The sequence below is a fragment of the Nocardia aurantia genome (genome assembly GCF_009604425.1).
Taxonomy (GTDB): Bacteria; Actinomycetota; Actinomycetes; order Mycobacteriales; family Mycobacteriaceae; genus Nocardia; species Nocardia aurantia.
Genome location: NZ_WEGI01000002.1, coordinates 24,064 through 40,999, shown reverse-complemented (window position 1 = coordinate 40,999; position 16,936 = coordinate 24,064). Strand labels below are relative to the sequence as shown.

Below are 16,936 nucleotides of genomic sequence, written 5' to 3'. Positions count from 1 at the left end.
GCCCGATAGCGATGCCGGAGATGACCGTATCCGAACTGGATCGCGCGGGTTTGCTCTGTGCCGAGGAGAATGTGCAGATCAGCAGGTTCGCTGTGTTCCTGCCGGTCGATGAACTCGGTACGGTCCGCCCGATCGTGGTGCGCCGGGGCGCGACGATCGCCGCGTTCGCGGTCGTGCACGGCGGTGCGGTACTCGCCGAGCGCGCGCGGGTCGAGGAGCACGCGGTGATCGGCAAACCCGAGCACGGGTACGCCGTCGGCCGGACCTATCCAGGTGCGGGCGCGTCGACCGTACTCGGTACCGCTGCCGTGATTCGTTGCGGCGCTGTCATTTACGCGAATGTCGAAGTTGGGGCCGATACGGTGATCGGGCACGGGTCGCTGTTGCGCACCGGGGTCCGTGTGGGTGCGGATTGCGTTCTCGGCCATCACTTGTGTGTGGAGCGCGAGACCCGGATAGGGGCGGCGGTGCGGTGCTCGCCAGGATCGCACCTCACAAGTTCCACGTGGCTGGCCGATCGGGTGTTTCTCGGTGCCGGGGTCCGCACTATCAACGACAAGACGTTGATCTGGCGTGACCCGCACCGGGAACCGAGGCTGGTCGCACCGCGTTTCGACACCGGCGCCAAGGTCGGCACCGGGTCGGTGATCCTGGCAGGTGTCACGATCGGCGCGCAGGCGCTGGTCGGTGCCGGTTCACTGGTGACCCGCGACATCCCGCCCGGGGCGCTGGCCTACGGTCAGCCCGCTCGTGTGCACGGAGAGGCGCCGTGACCGCGACCACCGCGGCCGGCGCTGTCGATGCGTGGCTGACTCCGTTACGGTCCCTGCTCGACCCCGGGAACCGTCTCGACTGGCCACGCTTGGCCGCGCTCGCCGGCGTGTTGGACGAAGCCGGCGAGATCCATCCGAGTACCGGTGGGCAGCGGCGTAGCGACGAGTTGCGCACGGTCCGGATCGAACTCGCACGCCACGGTCTGCTCGACACCGGGCAGCAGCCGGCACTGTTCACTGTGCTGGCCCAATTCGTTTGCGGTTACCGGGATATCGACCTGCGCGACTCCATCGGGCTCGGACACGGTGCGCTCATCGCGCGCCATGGGGGCCCGGAACCGCGACGCCGCTGGATCGGCCGCCTGCTGGCGGGGGAACTGGCGGGGATCGCGGTCACCGAAGCACACGGCGGATCCAATCCGGCGGCCACCACGACCTCGGCGGTCGTGGCATCGGACGGCAGTTGGCGCGTCACCGGCTGCAAGACCTGGATCAGCCGATTGACCGAGGCAGCCGTGTTCGTCGTCTTCTTGCGGGCGCCGGACGGCCGCCTGGTCGCCGCCGCCGTCGACGCCGCGGAACCGGGCCTGCGCCGGCAGTCGATCCCACCGGCTGGGCTCGCCGGCTGGAGCTGGGGAATCCTCGGCTTCGATCAGGTGCCGGTCCGGCCCGCCGACATCCTGGAAGGAGACGGAATGATGTTGCTGCGCAATCACTTCGCCGGCTACCGGCCGCTGGTCACGGCGACCGCACTCGGTGGGGCCGCCGCGATGTTCGACACGGTCACTACTGCTCTGGCCGACCGGAATGCCACCGACGAGGTGACACGACTGCGGGATACCGCGCTGGTGACCGTCGGCCGGGCGCACGCGCAACTGGTCACCGGTCTGCTCGGTGCCGCAGCCGCCGCGACGCTTGCCGAATCCGGGCATCCACACGCTGAGCGGTGGTCCGCGGTGACGAAAGCCCACGGTATCGATGTCGCCAATCAGGCTGCTGCCGATCTGATGCCGCTGGTCGGCGCTTCGGGGTTCCGGGCGGACGGGCGACTGGTCAAGATCCGCCGTGACCTCGGTGGGCTGCTCTATGCCGATGGCATCCACGACAGCCTCTACCGGGCGGCGGGCAAACAACACACCGGTACCACGGGATCGCGTCCACACCCCGTATCGGAGGTGTCGCCGGTCTCGAGGTGACCGCGAACCAGCGGCTGCGCATCGGTCAGCCGATGCGCCGTCCCTGCTCGCAGAGCACGGTCACGCCCTCGCCCACCGCTTCCAGTGCCGCTGCGAGTCGATCGGCCAGCAGCGGCTTCACCCGCGTCGCTGCTTGCTCGAGCGTGTAGAACCCCGCGGAGCGGATCTCCTCTGGACGCAGGACCATACCGGCAACGTCGGCGGCGGTGAGCAGACCACCGTCGAAGACGAACACCACCCCCTCGGGCCGGCCGTCCTGCGGGCGCACGTAGTCCACCACCAGCAACCGGCCCACCGGCCGGTCCCAGCCGATCTCCTCTCGCAATTCGCGCGCGACCGTCTCCCACGGCGATTCGTCCTGTTCGACTGCGCCACCGGGGATCTCCCAGTTCGGTTTGTAGGTCGGCTCCACCAGAACCACCCGGCCCAGCCCGTCGCGGAACAACGTCCCGGCAGCCATACGTTTGCGTGCCAGCCCGGCCACATACTGCTGCACGGGCAGCACCCCGGTGGGCGACTCGGGACTGGATGGGTTGGTCACCCGCGCCACCCTAGCGTCAGACCGCATCTCCGCCCGGACAATCGAAGCCGATCACCGGTGACTGATCGGCAAGAACCGATATCGCTCGACACAACAACAACATTGAGACCGTGTCGAAAACATATGGCGTCGGGCGGCGAATACGAGGAGATCGGGCTCGCCGGTAGGCGTGGCCCGTGCACATACGCTTGGCGGAGGTCGGCGCGAACGTAGGCCGTAAGCGATTCGATTCTGAACTTGCACTTCAGTATTCGAGATCGGACCAGGGGATCGAGATCGGGAACGGGCGGTTGATGTGGATGCCGTCCTCGTTCCCGGCTGGTGTCCACTCGCCGACGAGCACATAGTCGGCGCTATCCTCCGGCTGGACGCCGCTGGGGAGCGAATCTGCCCGAGTCTCGAGCGCGTAGACACGCACGAGTTCGATGGCGCTCGCGCCGCGCGCCAGCCGGACTTCCCAGTACCAAGAGATGTCGGCGGCGGCATAGCGGGCGCGCCTGGCATGCATGTCTCGGTCGATGTTGTACGGGGAGACGATCTCGCCGACCGGCAGCACATCGTCCGCGCGAATGTCCTGGTACAGCTCGTCCGAGCGGCGGTATACCAGGAAGTTCGGGGTCGCGTAGTCGTCGCGGCCGGTCCGGCCGAAGAAGACGTTAGTCTCCAGGCCGACCTGCGGGATGTCAACTGCCCACTGCGCAGCGACACAGCGTTCGAATGCAGCGAACACCCGACCGCTGAAGACCTGATGTTCGGACGGCCCGCGCGGCGCCCACACGACCCGGCCGTTCCACAGCTCGATCTCGCCCGCGATCTCCTCCGGTAGCGAGTCGAGCTGCTCCCAGGTCATGGTGGTGGGAAGGGCAAGTGGCGCAACGGGTTCGGGCACGTGCTCATGGTAACGAGCCCGCCCGACAGCTCACTCGTCGTACGTCACCGTGATCGACGCCGAATCCGGCACGCCCTGGCAGGTCAGGATGTATCCGTCCTCGATCTCGTCGTCGGCCAGCGCGTTGTTCTGGCGCATGGTCGCCTTGCCGTCGAGGATCTTGCCCATGCAGGTGGCGCAGTTGCCGGCCTCGCAGGAGAAGGGTGGGCTGAGGGTGGCGCGGCGAGCGCTCTCCAGCAGGGTTTCGCCGTCCTTGCGGGGGACCGTCTTCTTCTTGCGGTTCAGGATGATTGTCACCGTGCCCTCCTCGGTGACCGCGGGGGCGGGCGGGGGAGTGGCGGTGGTGGTGCCGGCGGTCTTCACGGTGTCGGCGTCCGGTTCCTCGCCGGGGATCACCGGCGGCGCGGCGCCGAATCGCTCGCTGTAGATCAGGCCCGGGCCGGGCAGGGCCAGCTCGATCATCTCCATGAAGGGTTCCGGGCCGCAGATGTAGCTGTCGGCGTGGCCGTCGACCCCGGCGAACTCGCGGATCGCGTCGGGGGTGAGGAAGCCGCCGACGGCGTCCAGGTGGCGGGTCACCTCGAGCCGGTCCGGATACTGGCGGACCAGGTCGGCCAGCGCTTGTTCGAAGATCATCGACGGCTGGTCGCGGTCCGCGCACAGCAGCCGGACCTTGCGTGAGGTGGTGGCGAGCGCGCTCTTGGCCAGCGAGATGATCGGGGTGATCCCGCTGCCGCCGGAGAAGCCGAGCAGCGGAACATCGGTGTCGCGCAGGCAGAATCGGCCCGCGGCCTGGCTGATCTCGACCACATCGCCCTCGGCGAGGTTGTCGTGCATCCAGTTGGAGACCGCGCCGCCGGGGACCCGCTTCACGGTGGTCATGAACTCGGTGTCGGTTTCCGGCGCGCTGGACATCGAATAGGACCGGAACAGCTCGCGGCCGTCCACGGCGACCCGGAACGTGCAGAACTGCCCGGCCCGGTACTCGATGGGCGTGTCGTGGGGCGCCAGCACGAACGTGCGGGCGTCGACACTCTCCTTCACGATCCGGGTCACGGTCGCGCGCTGAAACATTGGGGGTCTCGCCATGAACCGCCACCTCCTGGTATTAAGATTCTAACGTACAGAGAATACTATTCTCACTTACGAGACGAGATCTTCTCAATGTTGCCGTCCGACGGCAAGCATCGGGAGCCGGAACGGGCAGGACAGGACGATGAACGAGCCGATCGCGCTGGTCTTCGAGGACCGCTCGTATTCGCGCACCCGGCTCGACGCCCTGGCCCGCGGCCTCGCCGCCACCCTGCGTGAGCGCGGGGTGCGCCGCGGCGACCGGGTGGCGCTGATGTCCGGCAATCGGCCCGAGTTCGTCGTCGCGGTCCGCGCGATCTGGCAGCTGGGCGCCTCGGTGGTGCTGATCAGCCCGGCCTGGAAACGGGCCGAGACCGAGCACGCGCTGATCCTCACCCAGCCCGCCGCGGCCGTCGGCGACCAGCCGGTGCTGGCCGAGCTCATGCCGATGCTGTCGCTGGACGAGCCGATCGTCCCCGTGGTCTGCCCCGACACCGCGCCCGATCCGGACGCGGAGGCCGTGCTGGTGTTCAGCTCGGGCACCACCGGCATGCCCAAGGCGGTCCGGCACACCCATGCCTCCTTCGCGGCCGCGGTCGAACACTGGCGGGTGGCGCTGGAACTGACCGCCGCCGACCGCATCCAGGTTCTCACCCCGCCCTCGCACATCCTCGGCCTGCTCAATATCGAGACCGCGCTCGCCGTGGGCGCGCGGATCCGCCTGCACCGCCGCTTCGAGCTGGAGCGGATGCTGAAAAGTATTGCGGAGGACCGGATCACGGTGGAGATGGCGGTGGCGCCGATCGCGCTGGCGATGGCCCAGCATCCCGATCTCGAATCCTACGACCTGTCCTCGCTGCGCTACATCATGTGGGGCGCCACCCCGGTCACCGCCGGCATCGCCGAAACCGTCACGCGCCGAACGGGTGTCGAGTGGGTACCGGCCTACGGCGCCAGCGAGCTGCCGGTGATCGCGTGCAATCCGATCGAGGGCGCCCGCCTCGACAGCGTCGGCAAGGCCGTGCCCGGGGTGGAGATCCGGGTGATCGACCTGGACACCGGGGAACCGTTGCCGCCGAACGGGATCGGTGAGATCCAGCTGCGCTCGCCCTCGCTGATGAGCGGCTACCTGCCGGAGGCGGCGAATGCCGAGGCGTTCGACGACGGCTGGTACCGCACCGGCGACGTCGGCTCGGTCGACGCCGAGGGCTGGATCCGGCTGACCGACCGGTCCAAGGAGATGATCAAGGTCAAGGGTTTCCAGGTGGCGCCCGCCGAGATCGAGGGTGTCCTGCTCGGCCATCCCGGTGTCGTCGACGCCGCGGTGTTCGGCGTCCCGGACGGGGCGGACGGGGAGGCGATCGTCGCGGCCGTCGCGGCGTCCGCGGTCGCGCCGCCCACCGAGGAGCAGTTGCGCACCCTCGTCGCCGACCGGCTCGCCGGATACAAGCGCCTGCGCCGGGTGCTGTTCGTGCCCGAAATTCCGCGCCTGCCGTCCGGCAAGGTGCTGCGCCGAGTTCTCAAGGAGCAGTATGGACGTTCGACTGACCAGTGAGCAGCGGCAGCTGCGCGACGCGGCCGCCAAACTGGCCTCCGACCTGGGACCCGGGTCGGTGGCCGACCTCGACGACACCACCCGGCTGGCCCGGCTGGAGAAGGCCGTCGACAGCACCGGCTGGCGCGCGCTGCGCTCCGACGGCGCCTCCGGCGTCGAGGTGGCGCTGGTGGCGGAGGAGTTCGGCCGCGGCCTGGTGGACGTGCCGTTCCTGGGCCCGGTGCTCGCCGACGACCTGCGCGGGCAGCCCGACGGCGATACCGGCCACTGGACCGTCGCCGTCGACGCCGGGCCGCGCTTCGGCGGCCGCCGCGCGATCGACGCCCGCGGCGCGGACCACGCGCTCGTGGTCACCGACGACGCGATCCTGGCCGGCGAGGTCGGCGACCCGCTCGCCGGCGCGGACCTCACCCGCGTCGACGCGGCCCTGACCGATTCGTTGCAGTCGATCGGCGAGCTGTCGCCCGAGCAGGCCGCGCAGTGGCACGCGCTCGCCCTGGTGGCGACCACCGCCGATCTGCTCGGCGCCGCCCGCGGCGCCCAGACCCTGGCCGTCGAGTACGCGAAAATCCGTGAGCAGTACGGACATTCGATCGGCTCCTATCAGGCGGTCGGCCATCTGCTGGCGGAGAGCCAGGCGCTGATCGAGGGCTCGATCAGCGTGCTGCGGCACGCCGCCTGGGCCGTCGACGAACTTCCCGCCGCCGAGGCGGTGCAGGCCGCCCGGATCGCGAAGCTGTACTGCGCCCGTTCCGCCCGCACCATCTGCGAGACCTCGATCCAGGTGCACGGCGGCATCGGCAACACCTGGGAATGCCTCGCGCACGTCCACCTGCGCCGCGTGCTGACCTCGACCGAACTGTTCCCCGTCCGCCTGGAGGAGATCGACCTTGGACTTTCGTGACTCACCGGAGGAGGCGCGGTTCCGCGCCCGGCTGCGCACCTGGCTGGCCGATATCGCCGGCACCTTCCCGACCTCGGGCGACGAGTACTGGGCCAAACAGGGCGAGTGGCATCGCGCCCTGTATGAGGCCGGCTTCTTCGGCCTGTCCTGGCCGAAAGAGGTAGGCGGGCAGGATCTTCCGCCGGTCTACGATGTGATCCTGGACGAGGAGCTCGCGATCGCCGGCGCGCCGCCGCGGCCGAGCCTCGGCTACCTGGTGGTCGGCCTCGGCCACCACGGCAGCCCGGAACTGCAACAGCGCTTCCTGCCCGGCATGATCAACGGCACCGAACGCTGGTGCCAGGGCTTCAGCGAGCCCGGCGCCGGTTCCGATCTGGCGTCCCTGCGTACCACCGCGACCCGCGACGGCGACGAGTACGTCATCAACGGCCACAAGATCTGGACCAGCTACTCCGACGTCGCCGATTGGTGCCTGCTGCTGGCCCGCACCGATCCGGAAGCCCCGCGGCACAAGGGCATCTCGGCCTTCGTCGTGAAGATGAAGCAGCCCGGGATCGAGCAGCGGCCGCTGAAGATGATCAGCGGCGTCACCAAGGAGTTCGGCCAGGTGCTGTTCGACGGCGCCCGGGTGCCCGCCGATCAGATGATCGGCGCGCCGGGCGAGGGCTGGAAGCTGGCGATGACCGTGGTCGGCCACGAACGTGAGCCCTCCACACTGGGTTTCGCCGCACGCTACGGAAAACTGGTGCGGCAGATGGCCACTCGGGTCGACGGCCCGCCCCCGGCCGATCTCGCCTGGGCCGCAGTGGAAGTCGAGATGCTGCGCCTGCACGTGCGGCGACGGCTGTCCGAACAGCTCGACGGCATCGTGCACGGCCCGGACGGCTCGCTGGACAAGCTGCTGATGACCTGGGTCGACCAGTCGGTCGGCCACGCCGCGCTCGCCGTCGGCGGCACCCGTGACCCGGAACTGCTCGGCTCGTACATGTACAGCCGCGCGCAGAGCGTCATGGGCGGCACCTCGCAGATCCAGAAGAACATCATCTCCGGTCGCATCCTCGGATTGGGAGCCTGACTTGTACGACATGCCCGATGCGATCCGCGTGGAGGCCGACGGCCCGCTGCGGATCATCACCCTGAACCGGCCGGAGGCGCTGAACGCGGTCGACGACGACCTGCACCACGGCCTGGCCACGCTGTGGAACCGGCTGTCCGCCGACCGCGGCGCCCGGGTCGCGGTGCTCACCGGCGCCGGCAAGGCGTTCTCGGCCGGCGGCGACTTCACCTACTTGAACGAGTTGCGCCAGAACGACGATCTGCGGGCGAAGACCATCGCCGACGGCCGCGACATCGTGCTCGGCATGGTCCGCTGCCGGGTGCCGGTGGTGACCGCGGTCAACGGTCCCGCCGTCGGCCTGGGCTGCAGCCTGGTGTCGCTGTCGGACATCGTGTACATGGCCGAGACCGCGCACCTGGCCGACCCGCACGTCCAGGTGGGCCTGGTCGCCGCCGACGGCGGCCCGCTGACCTGGCCGCTGCACACCAGCCTGCTGCTGGCCAAGGAATACGCCATCACCGGCGCCCGGATCACCCCGGACCGCGCCAGGGAGATGGGCCTGGTCAACCACGTCGTGGCCGACCCGCTGACCGAGGCCCTGGCCGCCGCGAAGCGCATCCTCGAACTGCCGCAGCAGGCGGTCGAATCCACCAAGCGGATCCTGAACATACATCTCGAGCGCGCGGTGCTGGCCACCCTGGACTACGCGCTCAGCCAGGAGAACCAGTCCTTCCAGAACGAGGATTTCGCCGCGATCGTCACGCGGCTCACCGCCAAGAAGAACTGAACGTGCGGCGGCATCATCACGACGCGGCCCGGGGCGAATCGCCCCGGGCCACTGTCGTCTTCGGCCCGCGAATTCCTCGCCATCGACTCGCGTATCCCCGGTGAAGAAACCCTGAACTCGAGGCGATCGCAACCGTTCTCGGGGGTCGCCGGAGGTGATGGAATCGATGCGTTCCGGCCCTCGCGCCATGCTCGGTGACCAGCGCCGCCGGGCCGTGAGCGCATGTCCGCGTGCGGATTCGGGACCGCCTCGGCCGAGCAAACCGATTTCGAATCCCGATCGATCCATCGACTGTCCGATTGGATCGTTTTGGGTATATTGCCGATGATCGTCGATGGGTCTGGCATGGGGATGGCAGATCGGGATTTCTCGCTCATCGGCGGTAACTCGGCTCGGATACCGGAGGCAGCGGTACCGGACCGGGGCATCCGGGCTGCCGGTTCGCGTGCGCGCACCCGAACCGGCAGCCGTGGTCCCTCTTTCGATGAAAGTGAATACAGATGAGGAAAGTCACTGCGTGCGCGGTGCTGCTGGCCGGCGCCGTGAGCGTCGCCGCGGGTACCGCGAATGCCGATCCGGTCGTCGACCGGGCGCCGGCGCAGCAGCAGCCCGTGCCGGACCATCAGGCGGTGGAGCTGAACGGCATTCACTTCACGGTCGACCGCGACGGCGGTTCGCTCGTGGTGTCGGCTCCCGACGGCGCCTTCGAGACCGTCGGCGGCAGCGTCGTGGTCCGGGACGCGGCAGGTAATTTCAACGATTCGCTGCCGTTGTCGTACCGCATGGACGACCGGGTTTTCCCGATCGCCGCGCAGGTCGCCGAGCACAGCGTGCGGCTGACCCCGTCGGTGACCGACGGGCATCAGGTCGCCGACCCGATCACCCCGGCGGACATCGCCAAGGGACAACCGATCGCCGAGAGCTTCACGCCGCGGGACTCGAGCGCGCTCGGCATGCTCGCCAGCCGGGCCGGCATCGGCTCGATCACCGGCGCCGTGGTGGGCGCGCTGCTGGGCGGCGTCGCCGGGTGTGTGATCGGCGCGGCGGTCGGCTCGGTCTCCTCGGCGATCACCACCCTGCTGGCGGGCGTGCTGCCCGCCGCGATCGTCGGCTGCATCGCGGGTGTCGCCACGATCGGATCCGTCGGCTCCCTGGCGGGCGCCGCCTTGGTGGCCGGCCCGATCGTGTTGTGGTCGGCCTATCAGTACTTCTCGACCGTGATCGCGCCGTGCACCGGTCCGGGCACCTACTGCGTCGATCCGGCGCAGCCCGCCCCGGCCAAGTAGGCCGATGACCGGAACCCGCTGCGGCCGTTGCCCTGTCGAGAACAGGGGCGCGGCGGCCGCGGCGGGTTTTCCCGTACGGTGGGAAACATGGGGTACCACGATTCCAACTGTCTGGTCACCGGGGTGAGTCTGCGCCCGGTCGATGCCACCCTTGTTGTGTTACAACGGGTCCCGGGCGCCTACCGGCCGATCACGTTGGGTATGACCGGTACTCACGATCGCGCGGGTGCGATCGACGGCATCGAGGAGGATCTGAACACCGAACTGGTGGTCCGGTACTTCCGGGACCGGCAGCGCGAAGGCCGGTTCGAGGCCCCCGAATGGGATTGCGCGGACACCGATATCGATGTCCTGATCGCCTGCATCTCGCGCACCTGCGGCGCGGTCGCCTTCCCGGATTTCCCCGCCGGTTTCCCCGTGTTGACGACCCTCGACGGCGCGATGATCGTGCACGCCTTGATCGCCCGGCCCGTCTGGGACGCGCTGACCCGGGCCGCCGCGCGCCCGGACGACACCGTCGAGCGGCAGTTCGACCGGATCTTCGGCCCCGATTCCCCGGCCGCCGAGATCTACGCCGGCCGTCTCACGGACCTCGAGAAACCGATCCGGGAACTGGCCGCCGTCGCCGATTACCTGTCCGACCGCGAATTGCCCTGGGCCCCACCGCCGGAACCGGCCCAGCGGTATCCCACCGTCGGCTACGGCGCGATCCACACCGGCGGCGACGTCCGCGACTACCTGCGGCGCGCGCAGCGCGACCACCTCGGCGTCCCCGCGATATCCGAGGCCCTCACCCACTACCACGACGCCGCCCGCGAGCTGAACGACTGGTAGACCGGGTCCGGATCGCGCGCACCCAGGGTCGAGCGGTCGGAGTCACGTCCCCACTGTCCGTTCTCGCCCGAGTGGCCGACCACTGTCCCGGGCCGCCCTCGTCCTGCCGGATCGGCGGCCGGGGAGCGTCGCGGTGCCGGATCGGAATCCGGCGGCGGGGAATTACCGTCCGCTCCCACTTCGTCTGTGCGGCAACGGAATCCGGCGGCTACCGAGCGTCCGGGTTCGGGGGTGTCAGGTCGACGCCGGGCGGCGGCCGCAGCCGGCGCAGCGCCCCGTCCATCGCGGTGACGTACAGGGCCCAGCCGTCGCCGTCGCGTCCGATGCGCACCGAGCTGACCCCGTCCGGCGGCTGCCGGACCGGATTGGGGGTGATCAGCCCGGTCACGACGGTGCAGACGGCGCCGGTGACCGGATCGCCCCGATACACCGCGCCCGCGATCTGATCGGCGAAATACACCGCGCCGGAACGGGTCGCGTCCAGATCGTCGGGCAGCGCGATCAGTGCCGGTGCGCCCAGCACCACGGTCGCGGACTGTGGATCGTCCAGCGGCACACGATAGATCTGCGCGGTGAGCGTGGTCGCGTAGACGGCCTTGCCGTCGCCGGACAACGCGAGTCCGTTGGGCACCGCGAGATGTGACCAGCCGGGCGTGAATTCACCGGTCGAGGGCCGGTACCGGGCGATGCCCTGGGACGTGTCGCCCGGCGACGACGAGGCGATCAGCAGGTCGCCGTCGGGCAGCCGCAACATCCCGTTGGGCATGTTCAGCCCACCGAGCAGGTCGACGGTCTCGCCGGTCGCGATGTCGTAGCGATGCAGCGCACCGGGCGGCCCGGGGAAGTTGTCGCCGGTGCCGAAGTACACGTACCGCCCGTCGGCACGGACCCCGCCGGGACTAGTCAAACCCGTTGCGAGCGTGTCGACCTCACCCGTCGACCGCAGATGCAGCAGCTCACCGGCCGACAGTGCGGAGACGTAGAAGCCGCCATGACCGTCGGAGTCCAGATTCTCCAGCTCCCGATGCCCGGTCAGCAGTGTGGTGGACTGCCAGCCCGCGGAACAGTCGGCGGCCGGAGCCGCATGGGCCTGTGCCGCAACATCGATCGTGGCCGCGGCGATCACCGCGACGGTCCAGCCCGCACGGAGCCGGCGGCGGCCCCTCCCGCTTCCGAACAGCATGGGAGACAATGTATCAGCGACTCGACGCCGACGCGCGCCACCAACCACGCTGCGCGACAGCGGATGTCGCGGTCGCTTCGGGTGAAGCCGTGCGGAGTCGGAATGCGCCTGTGCGGAGCCGGATCCGGTCGTCCGTTCACCGAACGCGCCCGGCCGGATCTGCCGCATGACGCGACCCGATCGCCGAGCGCAGCCGACCGGGCAAGCGCGCTCGGCCGGGCGAACGCGCTCGGCCGGGCGAACGCGCTCGGCCGGGCGAACGCACTCGGCCGGGCGAACGCACTCGGCCCGGCCGTCACGCGGACGGCCGGGCCGAGTACATCGGCGCGATCAGCCTTGCGCCACCAGCGATTCCGAGCGCTGGACGGTGCCGGTGATGCCAGTGGCATCCTGCCCGGCCAGCAGCACGGCGGCATTCGCCATCGCCTCCGGCGGCTCGACGGCCTCCGGCGGGATCTTCACCCCGTTGCCCCCGGCGGCCCACCCCTCGGTGAGCACCACCCGGGACGGACTCAGGCAGTTGACGGCGATGTTGTCGCCCTTCAGATCCGACGCCAGACCCAGATACAGCCGCTCCGCGGCCGCCTTGGACACCCAGTAGGCGTTGGCGCCCCGATCGATCATGTCGACGCCGGTGGTGGTGATCGCGATCAGCGAACCGCCGCCGCGCGCCCGCACGTGCGGGATCACCGCCTTCGTCACCAGGAACACCCCGGTGAGGTTGACGTCCAGGCACAACTGCCACCGCTTGAGCGGAGTGGACTCGATCGGGCCCATCCACAGCACCCCGGCGTTCGCGACCAGGATGTCGATGCCGCCGAACGCGTCCACGGTCGACCGCACCGCCGCGTTCACCGACTCCTCCGAGGAGACGTCGCACGGCACCGGCAGCGCCCGGCCGCCGGCGGCGGTGATCCGGTCGGCCACCGCACCGATGGTGCCGGGCAACTTGCCCTCGGTTTCGGAGCGCGCCGCCACGGCGACCGAGGCCCCCGCGGCCGCCAGGGCCTCGGCGACCGTGGCGCCGATGCCGCGGCTGGCCCCGGCGACGAACGCGACCTTGCCCGCCAGCGAAGTCATCGCGGGCTCACTTCGGCGGGAAGCGGAGCGCGCCGTCGAGCCGGATGACGTCGCCGTTGAGGTAGTTGTTCTCGATGATCGCCTGCGCCAGCTGCGCGTACTCCTCGGAGCGGCCCATGCGCTTCGGGAACGGGATCTGCGGCGCCCAGTACTGCTCGAGCTGGTCGGCCGCCTTGCCGTACGCGGGGGTGTTGATGGTGCCGGGCGCGATACCCATCACGCGGATGCCCAGCGGGGACAGGTCACGCGCGGCGACCAGGGTCATGCCGATCACGCCGCCCTTGGCCGCGGAGTAGTTCAGCTGGCCGATCTGGCCCTCGTAGCCGGCGATGGAGGCGGTGTTGATGATGACGCCGCGGGCGCCCTCCTCCAGCGGCTCGGTCTTCGCGATCGCCGCCGCCGCCAGCCGCATGACATTGAACACAGCGGTCAGATAGAACTCGATGGTGATCTTGAACCCGTCGAGCGGCAGCGGGGACCCGTCCTTGCCGACGAGCCGGCCGCCCTTGGCGGGGCCGCCGTGGGTGTCCACCGAGATCCGCAGCGGGGCCAGGGCCTCCGCCTCCGCGATCGCGGCCAGCACCGATTCCTCGCTGGTGGCGTCGGTGTGCACATAGCGGATGCCCAGCTCGTCCTCGAGCTGCTTGCCCTTCTCGTCGGCGACATCGGCGACGACGACCTTGGCGCCGGCGGCGTGCAGGCGGCGGACGGTGGCCTCACCGAGACCACCGGTACCGCCCACGACCAGCGCAGAGCTTCCATTGATCTGCATAGTGCTTACCCTCTCTTGCAACTAGGACTCTCTTGAGGTGAGAATAATATTCTCATGAACATCAGCATGATCCTAGACATGGCCGTATCGGCCGGAGAACGACCGGTGATCACGGTCGATGATCGGTCGTTGTCGGCCGCGGACCTGCTCGGGCAGGCGCGGCGGGCGGCGGCGCGCTTCGGGCAGTACCCGGCGGTGCTGTACCTGGGCGCCAACCATCTCGCGTATCCGGTGGCCCTGTTCGGCGCCGCGCTCGCGGGTGTGCCCTTCGTTCCGTTGAACTACCGCCTCGGCGATCAGCAGCTCACCGCGCTGATCGACCGGCATCCGGGGGCGCTGGTGCTGCGCCCGGAGGACCTCGACGAACTCGTCGCGGGCGACGCCGCCGAGGCCCCCGAGATCGAGGCGCCCTGGGACGGTGACGCGGTCGCGGTCATCATCTACACCAGCGGCACCACCTCGGAGCCGAAGGCGGCCCTGCTGCGGCACCGCCACCTGATGGCCTACCTGCTGAACACGGTCGACTTCGGCGCGGCCGAGGAGGGCGCCGCCTCCCTGGTCGCGGTCCCGACCTACCACATCGCGGGCCTGACCAACCTGATGTCGAACCTGTACTCCGGCCGCCGGGTGGTCTACATGTCCGCGTTCGACGCCGCCGAATGGCTGGCGACCGTGCGGCGCGAGCGGATCACCCACGCGATGGTGGTGCCGACCATGCTCGCGCGCATCGTGGCCGCCGTCGACGGCGCCGACGCGAACGTGCCGACGCTGGCGAGCCTGTCCTACGGCGGCGCCCGCACCCCGCGCCCGGTGCTGGAACACGCCCTGCGGGTCTTCCCGTCGACCGGCTTCGTCAACGCCTACGGCCTGACCGAGACCGCGTCCTCGGTCGCGGTCCTGGGCCCCGACGACCACCGCGACGCGTTCGGATCCGACGATCCCGCGGTCCGCGACCGGCTCGGTTCGGTCGGCCGGTCCCTGCCGGGCATCGAGATCCAGATCCGCAGCGAGACCGACGAAGTGATCGGCGCCGGCGAGACCGGCCTGGTGTTCGTCCGCGGCGAGCAGATCTCCGGTGAGTACGGCGGCCGCAGCGCCCTCGACGCCGAGGGCTGGTTTCCCACCCGCGACCTGGGCCGTCTCGATGCCGACGGTTACCTGTTCATCGAGGGCCGCGCCGACGACACCATCATCCGCGGCGGCGAGAACATCGCCCCCGCCGAGATCGAGGACGTGCTGCTGGAACATCCCGGCATCACCGAGGTCGCGGTCATCGGCGTCCCCGATCCGGAGTGGGGGCAGCGGCTGGTCGCCGTGGTCGTGGTCGCCGACGGCGCCGCACCGATCGACCCGGAGGAACTGCGCACCTGGGTGAAGGACCGGCTGCGGTCCTCCAAGACCCCCGACGCGATCGTGTTCCGCCCGGAACTGCCGAAGTCCGAAACCGGAAAGCTGTTGCGCCGCAACCTCGTCGCCGAAATGGAGAGCTCCCATGCCTGAAGCCGTCATCGTCTCCGCGCTCCGCGCACCGATCGGAACCGCCCGCAAGGGCACGCTGCGGGACACGAACGCCTTCGACCTGTCGCACCACGTGGTGAGCGCGGTCGCCGAGCAGCTCGACGGCGCCCGCGTCGACGACGTGATCCTCGGCGAGGGCCGCTACGGCGGCGGCGTCCTGGCCCGCCACGCGGCCATCACCGCGGGCCTCCCCGGCACCTCGGGCCTGGCCAACAACCGGCACTGCGCCGCGGGCATGGCGGCGGTGCAGTCCGCCGCCGGCAGCATCCGCGCAGGCATGGACGAGCTGATCATCGCCGGCGGCGTCAACTCCGAATCCACCTCGCCCCGTTCGCGTTTCCGCATCGGCCGGGACGAGGAGGGCAACGAGCAGTGGCAGGATCCGTGGACCTCGCCGAGCCATCCCGAGCGTGCCGACGCCCCCACGATGGACATGTCGATCACCGTCGGCTGGAACACCGCGGTGAAGAGCGGCATCTCCCGCGAGGAGCTCGACGCCTGGGCGCTGCGCTCACACCGCAACGCGATCGCCGCCATCGACGAGGGCCGGTTCAAGGAGGAGATCGTCCCGATCGAGACCCCGCACGGCCTCTTCGCCGTCGACGAGCACCCGCGCCGCGACACCAGCCTGGAGCGCCTGGCCGGCCTCAAGGTCCTGCACCCGGAGATCGAGGGTTTCAGCATCACCGCCGGTAACGCGTCGGGCTCCAACGACGGCGCCGCCGCCCTGGCGATCGCCAGCGACCGCCTCGGCCTGCCCGCCCTCGGCTACATCCGCTCCTGGGCGTCGGTCGGCGTCGACCCCGCTGACACCGGCCTGGCCCCGATCGAGGCGATCACCAAAGCCGTTGCCCGCGCTGGCATCTCGCTGTCCGCCGTCAAGCTGATCGAGATCAACGAGGCCTTCGCCTCGGTCCCGATCGCCGCGATCCGCGCCTTGGACCTCGACGAGCAGATCGTCAACTACTCCGGCAGCGGCTGCTCCCTCGGCCACCCGGTGGCCGCCACCGGCGCCCGCATGATCGTCACCCTGGTGCACGAACTGCGCCGCCGCGGTGGCGGTTTCGGCATCGCCGCGCTGTGCGCCGGCGGCGGCATGGGTTCCGCGACCGTCATCGAGGTCCCCGCCCCGTGATCCCGGCCCCCCGCGGCCCGCAGCGCACGGCCGCAGCCGGTTCGCCGGTTGCGGCCGCACAGCTGTGGCCGAGCGCGGCTGCCTGGCGGTCGCCCAATACGGTTGTGCGGCAGCGGCCGAACGCGACTGTGCGACGGTCGTCGGGGGCGACTGCCTGGCGGTCGCCGGATGCGGCTGCGTGGCGGTCGCCGAATACGGCTGCGTGGCTGTCGCCGAATACGGTTGTGCGGCAGCGGCCGAGTGTGGTTGCGTGGCGGTCGTCGAGTGCGACTACCCGGCGTCAGCCGAGTCCGGCTGCGCTTCCGCCGGGTGCGGTTGCGAGGCTGGGGTCCGGTACGAATGTGGGGCGGCGGAT

Annotated in this window: 16 protein-coding genes; 10 read left to right on the top strand and 6 right to left on the bottom strand. The window is 70.0% G+C overall.

Features of this window, described 5'->3' with window-relative positions; translation table 11 throughout:
• Window positions 1–20: 20 nt before the first annotated feature.
• Together NRB56_RS40015 and NRB56_RS03595 are read left to right on the top strand one after the other, a co-directional pair.
• Entirely contained in the window at window positions 21–773 is a 753-nt protein-coding gene (locus NRB56_RS40015; RefSeq protein WP_153339106.1) for a hypothetical protein, read from the top strand.
• Window positions 770–1,969: an acyl-CoA dehydrogenase family protein gene (locus tag NRB56_RS03595; protein WP_153339105.1), complete on the top strand. Its 1,200-nt coding sequence runs from the start codon at window positions 770–772 to the stop codon at window positions 1,967–1,969. The genes NRB56_RS40015 and NRB56_RS03595 overlap by 4 nt, the downstream gene beginning before the upstream one ends.
• Before the next feature lie 25 nt (window positions 1,970–1,994).
• Here the strand turns inward: NRB56_RS03595 and NRB56_RS03590 are convergent, their stop codons facing one another.
• From NRB56_RS03590 to NRB56_RS03580, 3 genes are all read right to left on the bottom strand, one after another.
• Entirely contained in the window at window positions 1,995–2,510 is a 516-nt protein-coding gene (locus NRB56_RS03590) for an NUDIX hydrolase (RefSeq protein WP_319942503.1), read from the bottom strand.
• A gap of 244 nt (window positions 2,511–2,754) precedes the next feature.
• Window positions 2,755–3,399: a Uma2 family endonuclease gene (locus NRB56_RS03585; protein WP_319942502.1), complete on the bottom strand. Its 645-nt coding sequence runs from the start codon at window positions 3,397–3,399 to the stop codon at window positions 2,755–2,757.
• A 30-nt stretch (window positions 3,400–3,429) separates the two neighbouring features.
• Window positions 3,430–4,488: a ferredoxin--NADP reductase gene (locus NRB56_RS03580; protein ID WP_153339103.1), complete on the bottom strand. Its 1,059-nt coding sequence runs from the start codon at window positions 4,486–4,488 to the stop codon at window positions 3,430–3,432.
• A gap of 127 nt (window positions 4,489–4,615) precedes the next feature.
• Between NRB56_RS03580 and NRB56_RS03575 the strand changes: the two genes are divergently transcribed.
• The 6 genes from NRB56_RS03575 (at window position 4,616) to NRB56_RS03550 (ending at window position 10,893) form a co-directional block, all read left to right on the top strand.
• Entirely contained in the window at window positions 4,616–6,025 is a 1,410-nt protein-coding gene (locus NRB56_RS03575) for a class I adenylate-forming enzyme family protein (RefSeq protein ID WP_153339102.1), read from the top strand.
• The gene (locus NRB56_RS03570) at window positions 6,003–6,929 is read left to right on the top strand and encodes an acyl-CoA dehydrogenase family protein (protein ID WP_153339101.1); all 927 of its coding nucleotides are present in this window, start codon (window positions 6,003–6,005) and stop codon (window positions 6,927–6,929) included. Before NRB56_RS03575 ends, NRB56_RS03570 begins: the two co-directional genes overlap by 23 nt.
• Window positions 6,916–8,004, top strand: coding sequence for an acyl-CoA dehydrogenase family protein (locus tag NRB56_RS03565; RefSeq protein WP_153339100.1), 1,089 nt, complete (start codon window positions 6,916–6,918; stop codon window positions 8,002–8,004). The genes NRB56_RS03570 and NRB56_RS03565 overlap by 14 nt, the downstream gene beginning before the upstream one ends.
• Window position 8,005: 1 nt before the next feature.
• Entirely contained in the window at window positions 8,006–8,773 is a 768-nt protein-coding gene (locus NRB56_RS03560; protein ID WP_153339099.1) for an enoyl-CoA hydratase/isomerase family protein, read from the top strand.
• A gap of 500 nt (window positions 8,774–9,273) precedes the next feature.
• The gene (locus NRB56_RS03555) at window positions 9,274–10,059 is read left to right on the top strand and encodes a hypothetical protein (protein ID WP_153339098.1); all 786 of its coding nucleotides are present in this window, start codon (window positions 9,274–9,276) and stop codon (window positions 10,057–10,059) included.
• Between the two features lie 87 nt (window positions 10,060–10,146).
• A complete protein-coding gene (locus NRB56_RS03550; protein ID WP_153339097.1) occupies window positions 10,147–10,893 on the top strand; it encodes a hypothetical protein in 747 nt (248 codons plus the stop codon).
• Window positions 10,894–11,101: 208 nt separating this feature from the next.
• Here the strand turns inward: NRB56_RS03550 and NRB56_RS03545 are convergent, their stop codons facing one another.
• The 3 genes from NRB56_RS03545 to NRB56_RS03535 form a co-directional block, all read right to left on the bottom strand.
• The gene (locus NRB56_RS03545; protein WP_153339096.1) at window positions 11,102–12,076 is read right to left on the bottom strand and encodes an NHL repeat-containing protein; all 975 of its coding nucleotides are present in this window, start codon (window positions 12,074–12,076) and stop codon (window positions 11,102–11,104) included.
• Between the two features lie 330 nt (window positions 12,077–12,406).
• Window positions 12,407–13,156 (bottom strand): SDR family NAD(P)-dependent oxidoreductase, encoded by a 750-nt coding sequence (locus tag NRB56_RS03540; protein ID WP_153339095.1) that lies wholly within the window; start codon window positions 13,154–13,156, stop codon window positions 12,407–12,409.
• A gap of 7 nt (window positions 13,157–13,163) precedes the next feature.
• A complete protein-coding gene (locus NRB56_RS03535; RefSeq protein WP_153339094.1) occupies window positions 13,164–13,928 on the bottom strand; it encodes an SDR family NAD(P)-dependent oxidoreductase in 765 nt (254 codons plus the stop codon).
• 54 nt (window positions 13,929–13,982) lie between these two features.
• Between NRB56_RS03535 and NRB56_RS03530 the strand changes: the two genes are divergently transcribed.
• Both NRB56_RS03530 and NRB56_RS03525 read left to right on the top strand, forming a co-directional pair.
• Window positions 13,983–15,428 carry a class I adenylate-forming enzyme family protein gene (locus NRB56_RS03530; protein WP_153339093.1) on the top strand — a complete coding sequence of 482 codons (1,446 nt, stop codon included), beginning with the start codon at window positions 13,983–13,985 and terminating at the stop codon, window positions 15,426–15,428.
• Entirely contained in the window at window positions 15,421–16,581 is a 1,161-nt protein-coding gene (locus NRB56_RS03525; RefSeq protein WP_153339092.1) for a thiolase family protein, read from the top strand. Before NRB56_RS03530 ends, NRB56_RS03525 begins: the two co-directional genes overlap by 8 nt.
• Window positions 16,582–16,936: the final 355 nt, after the last annotated feature.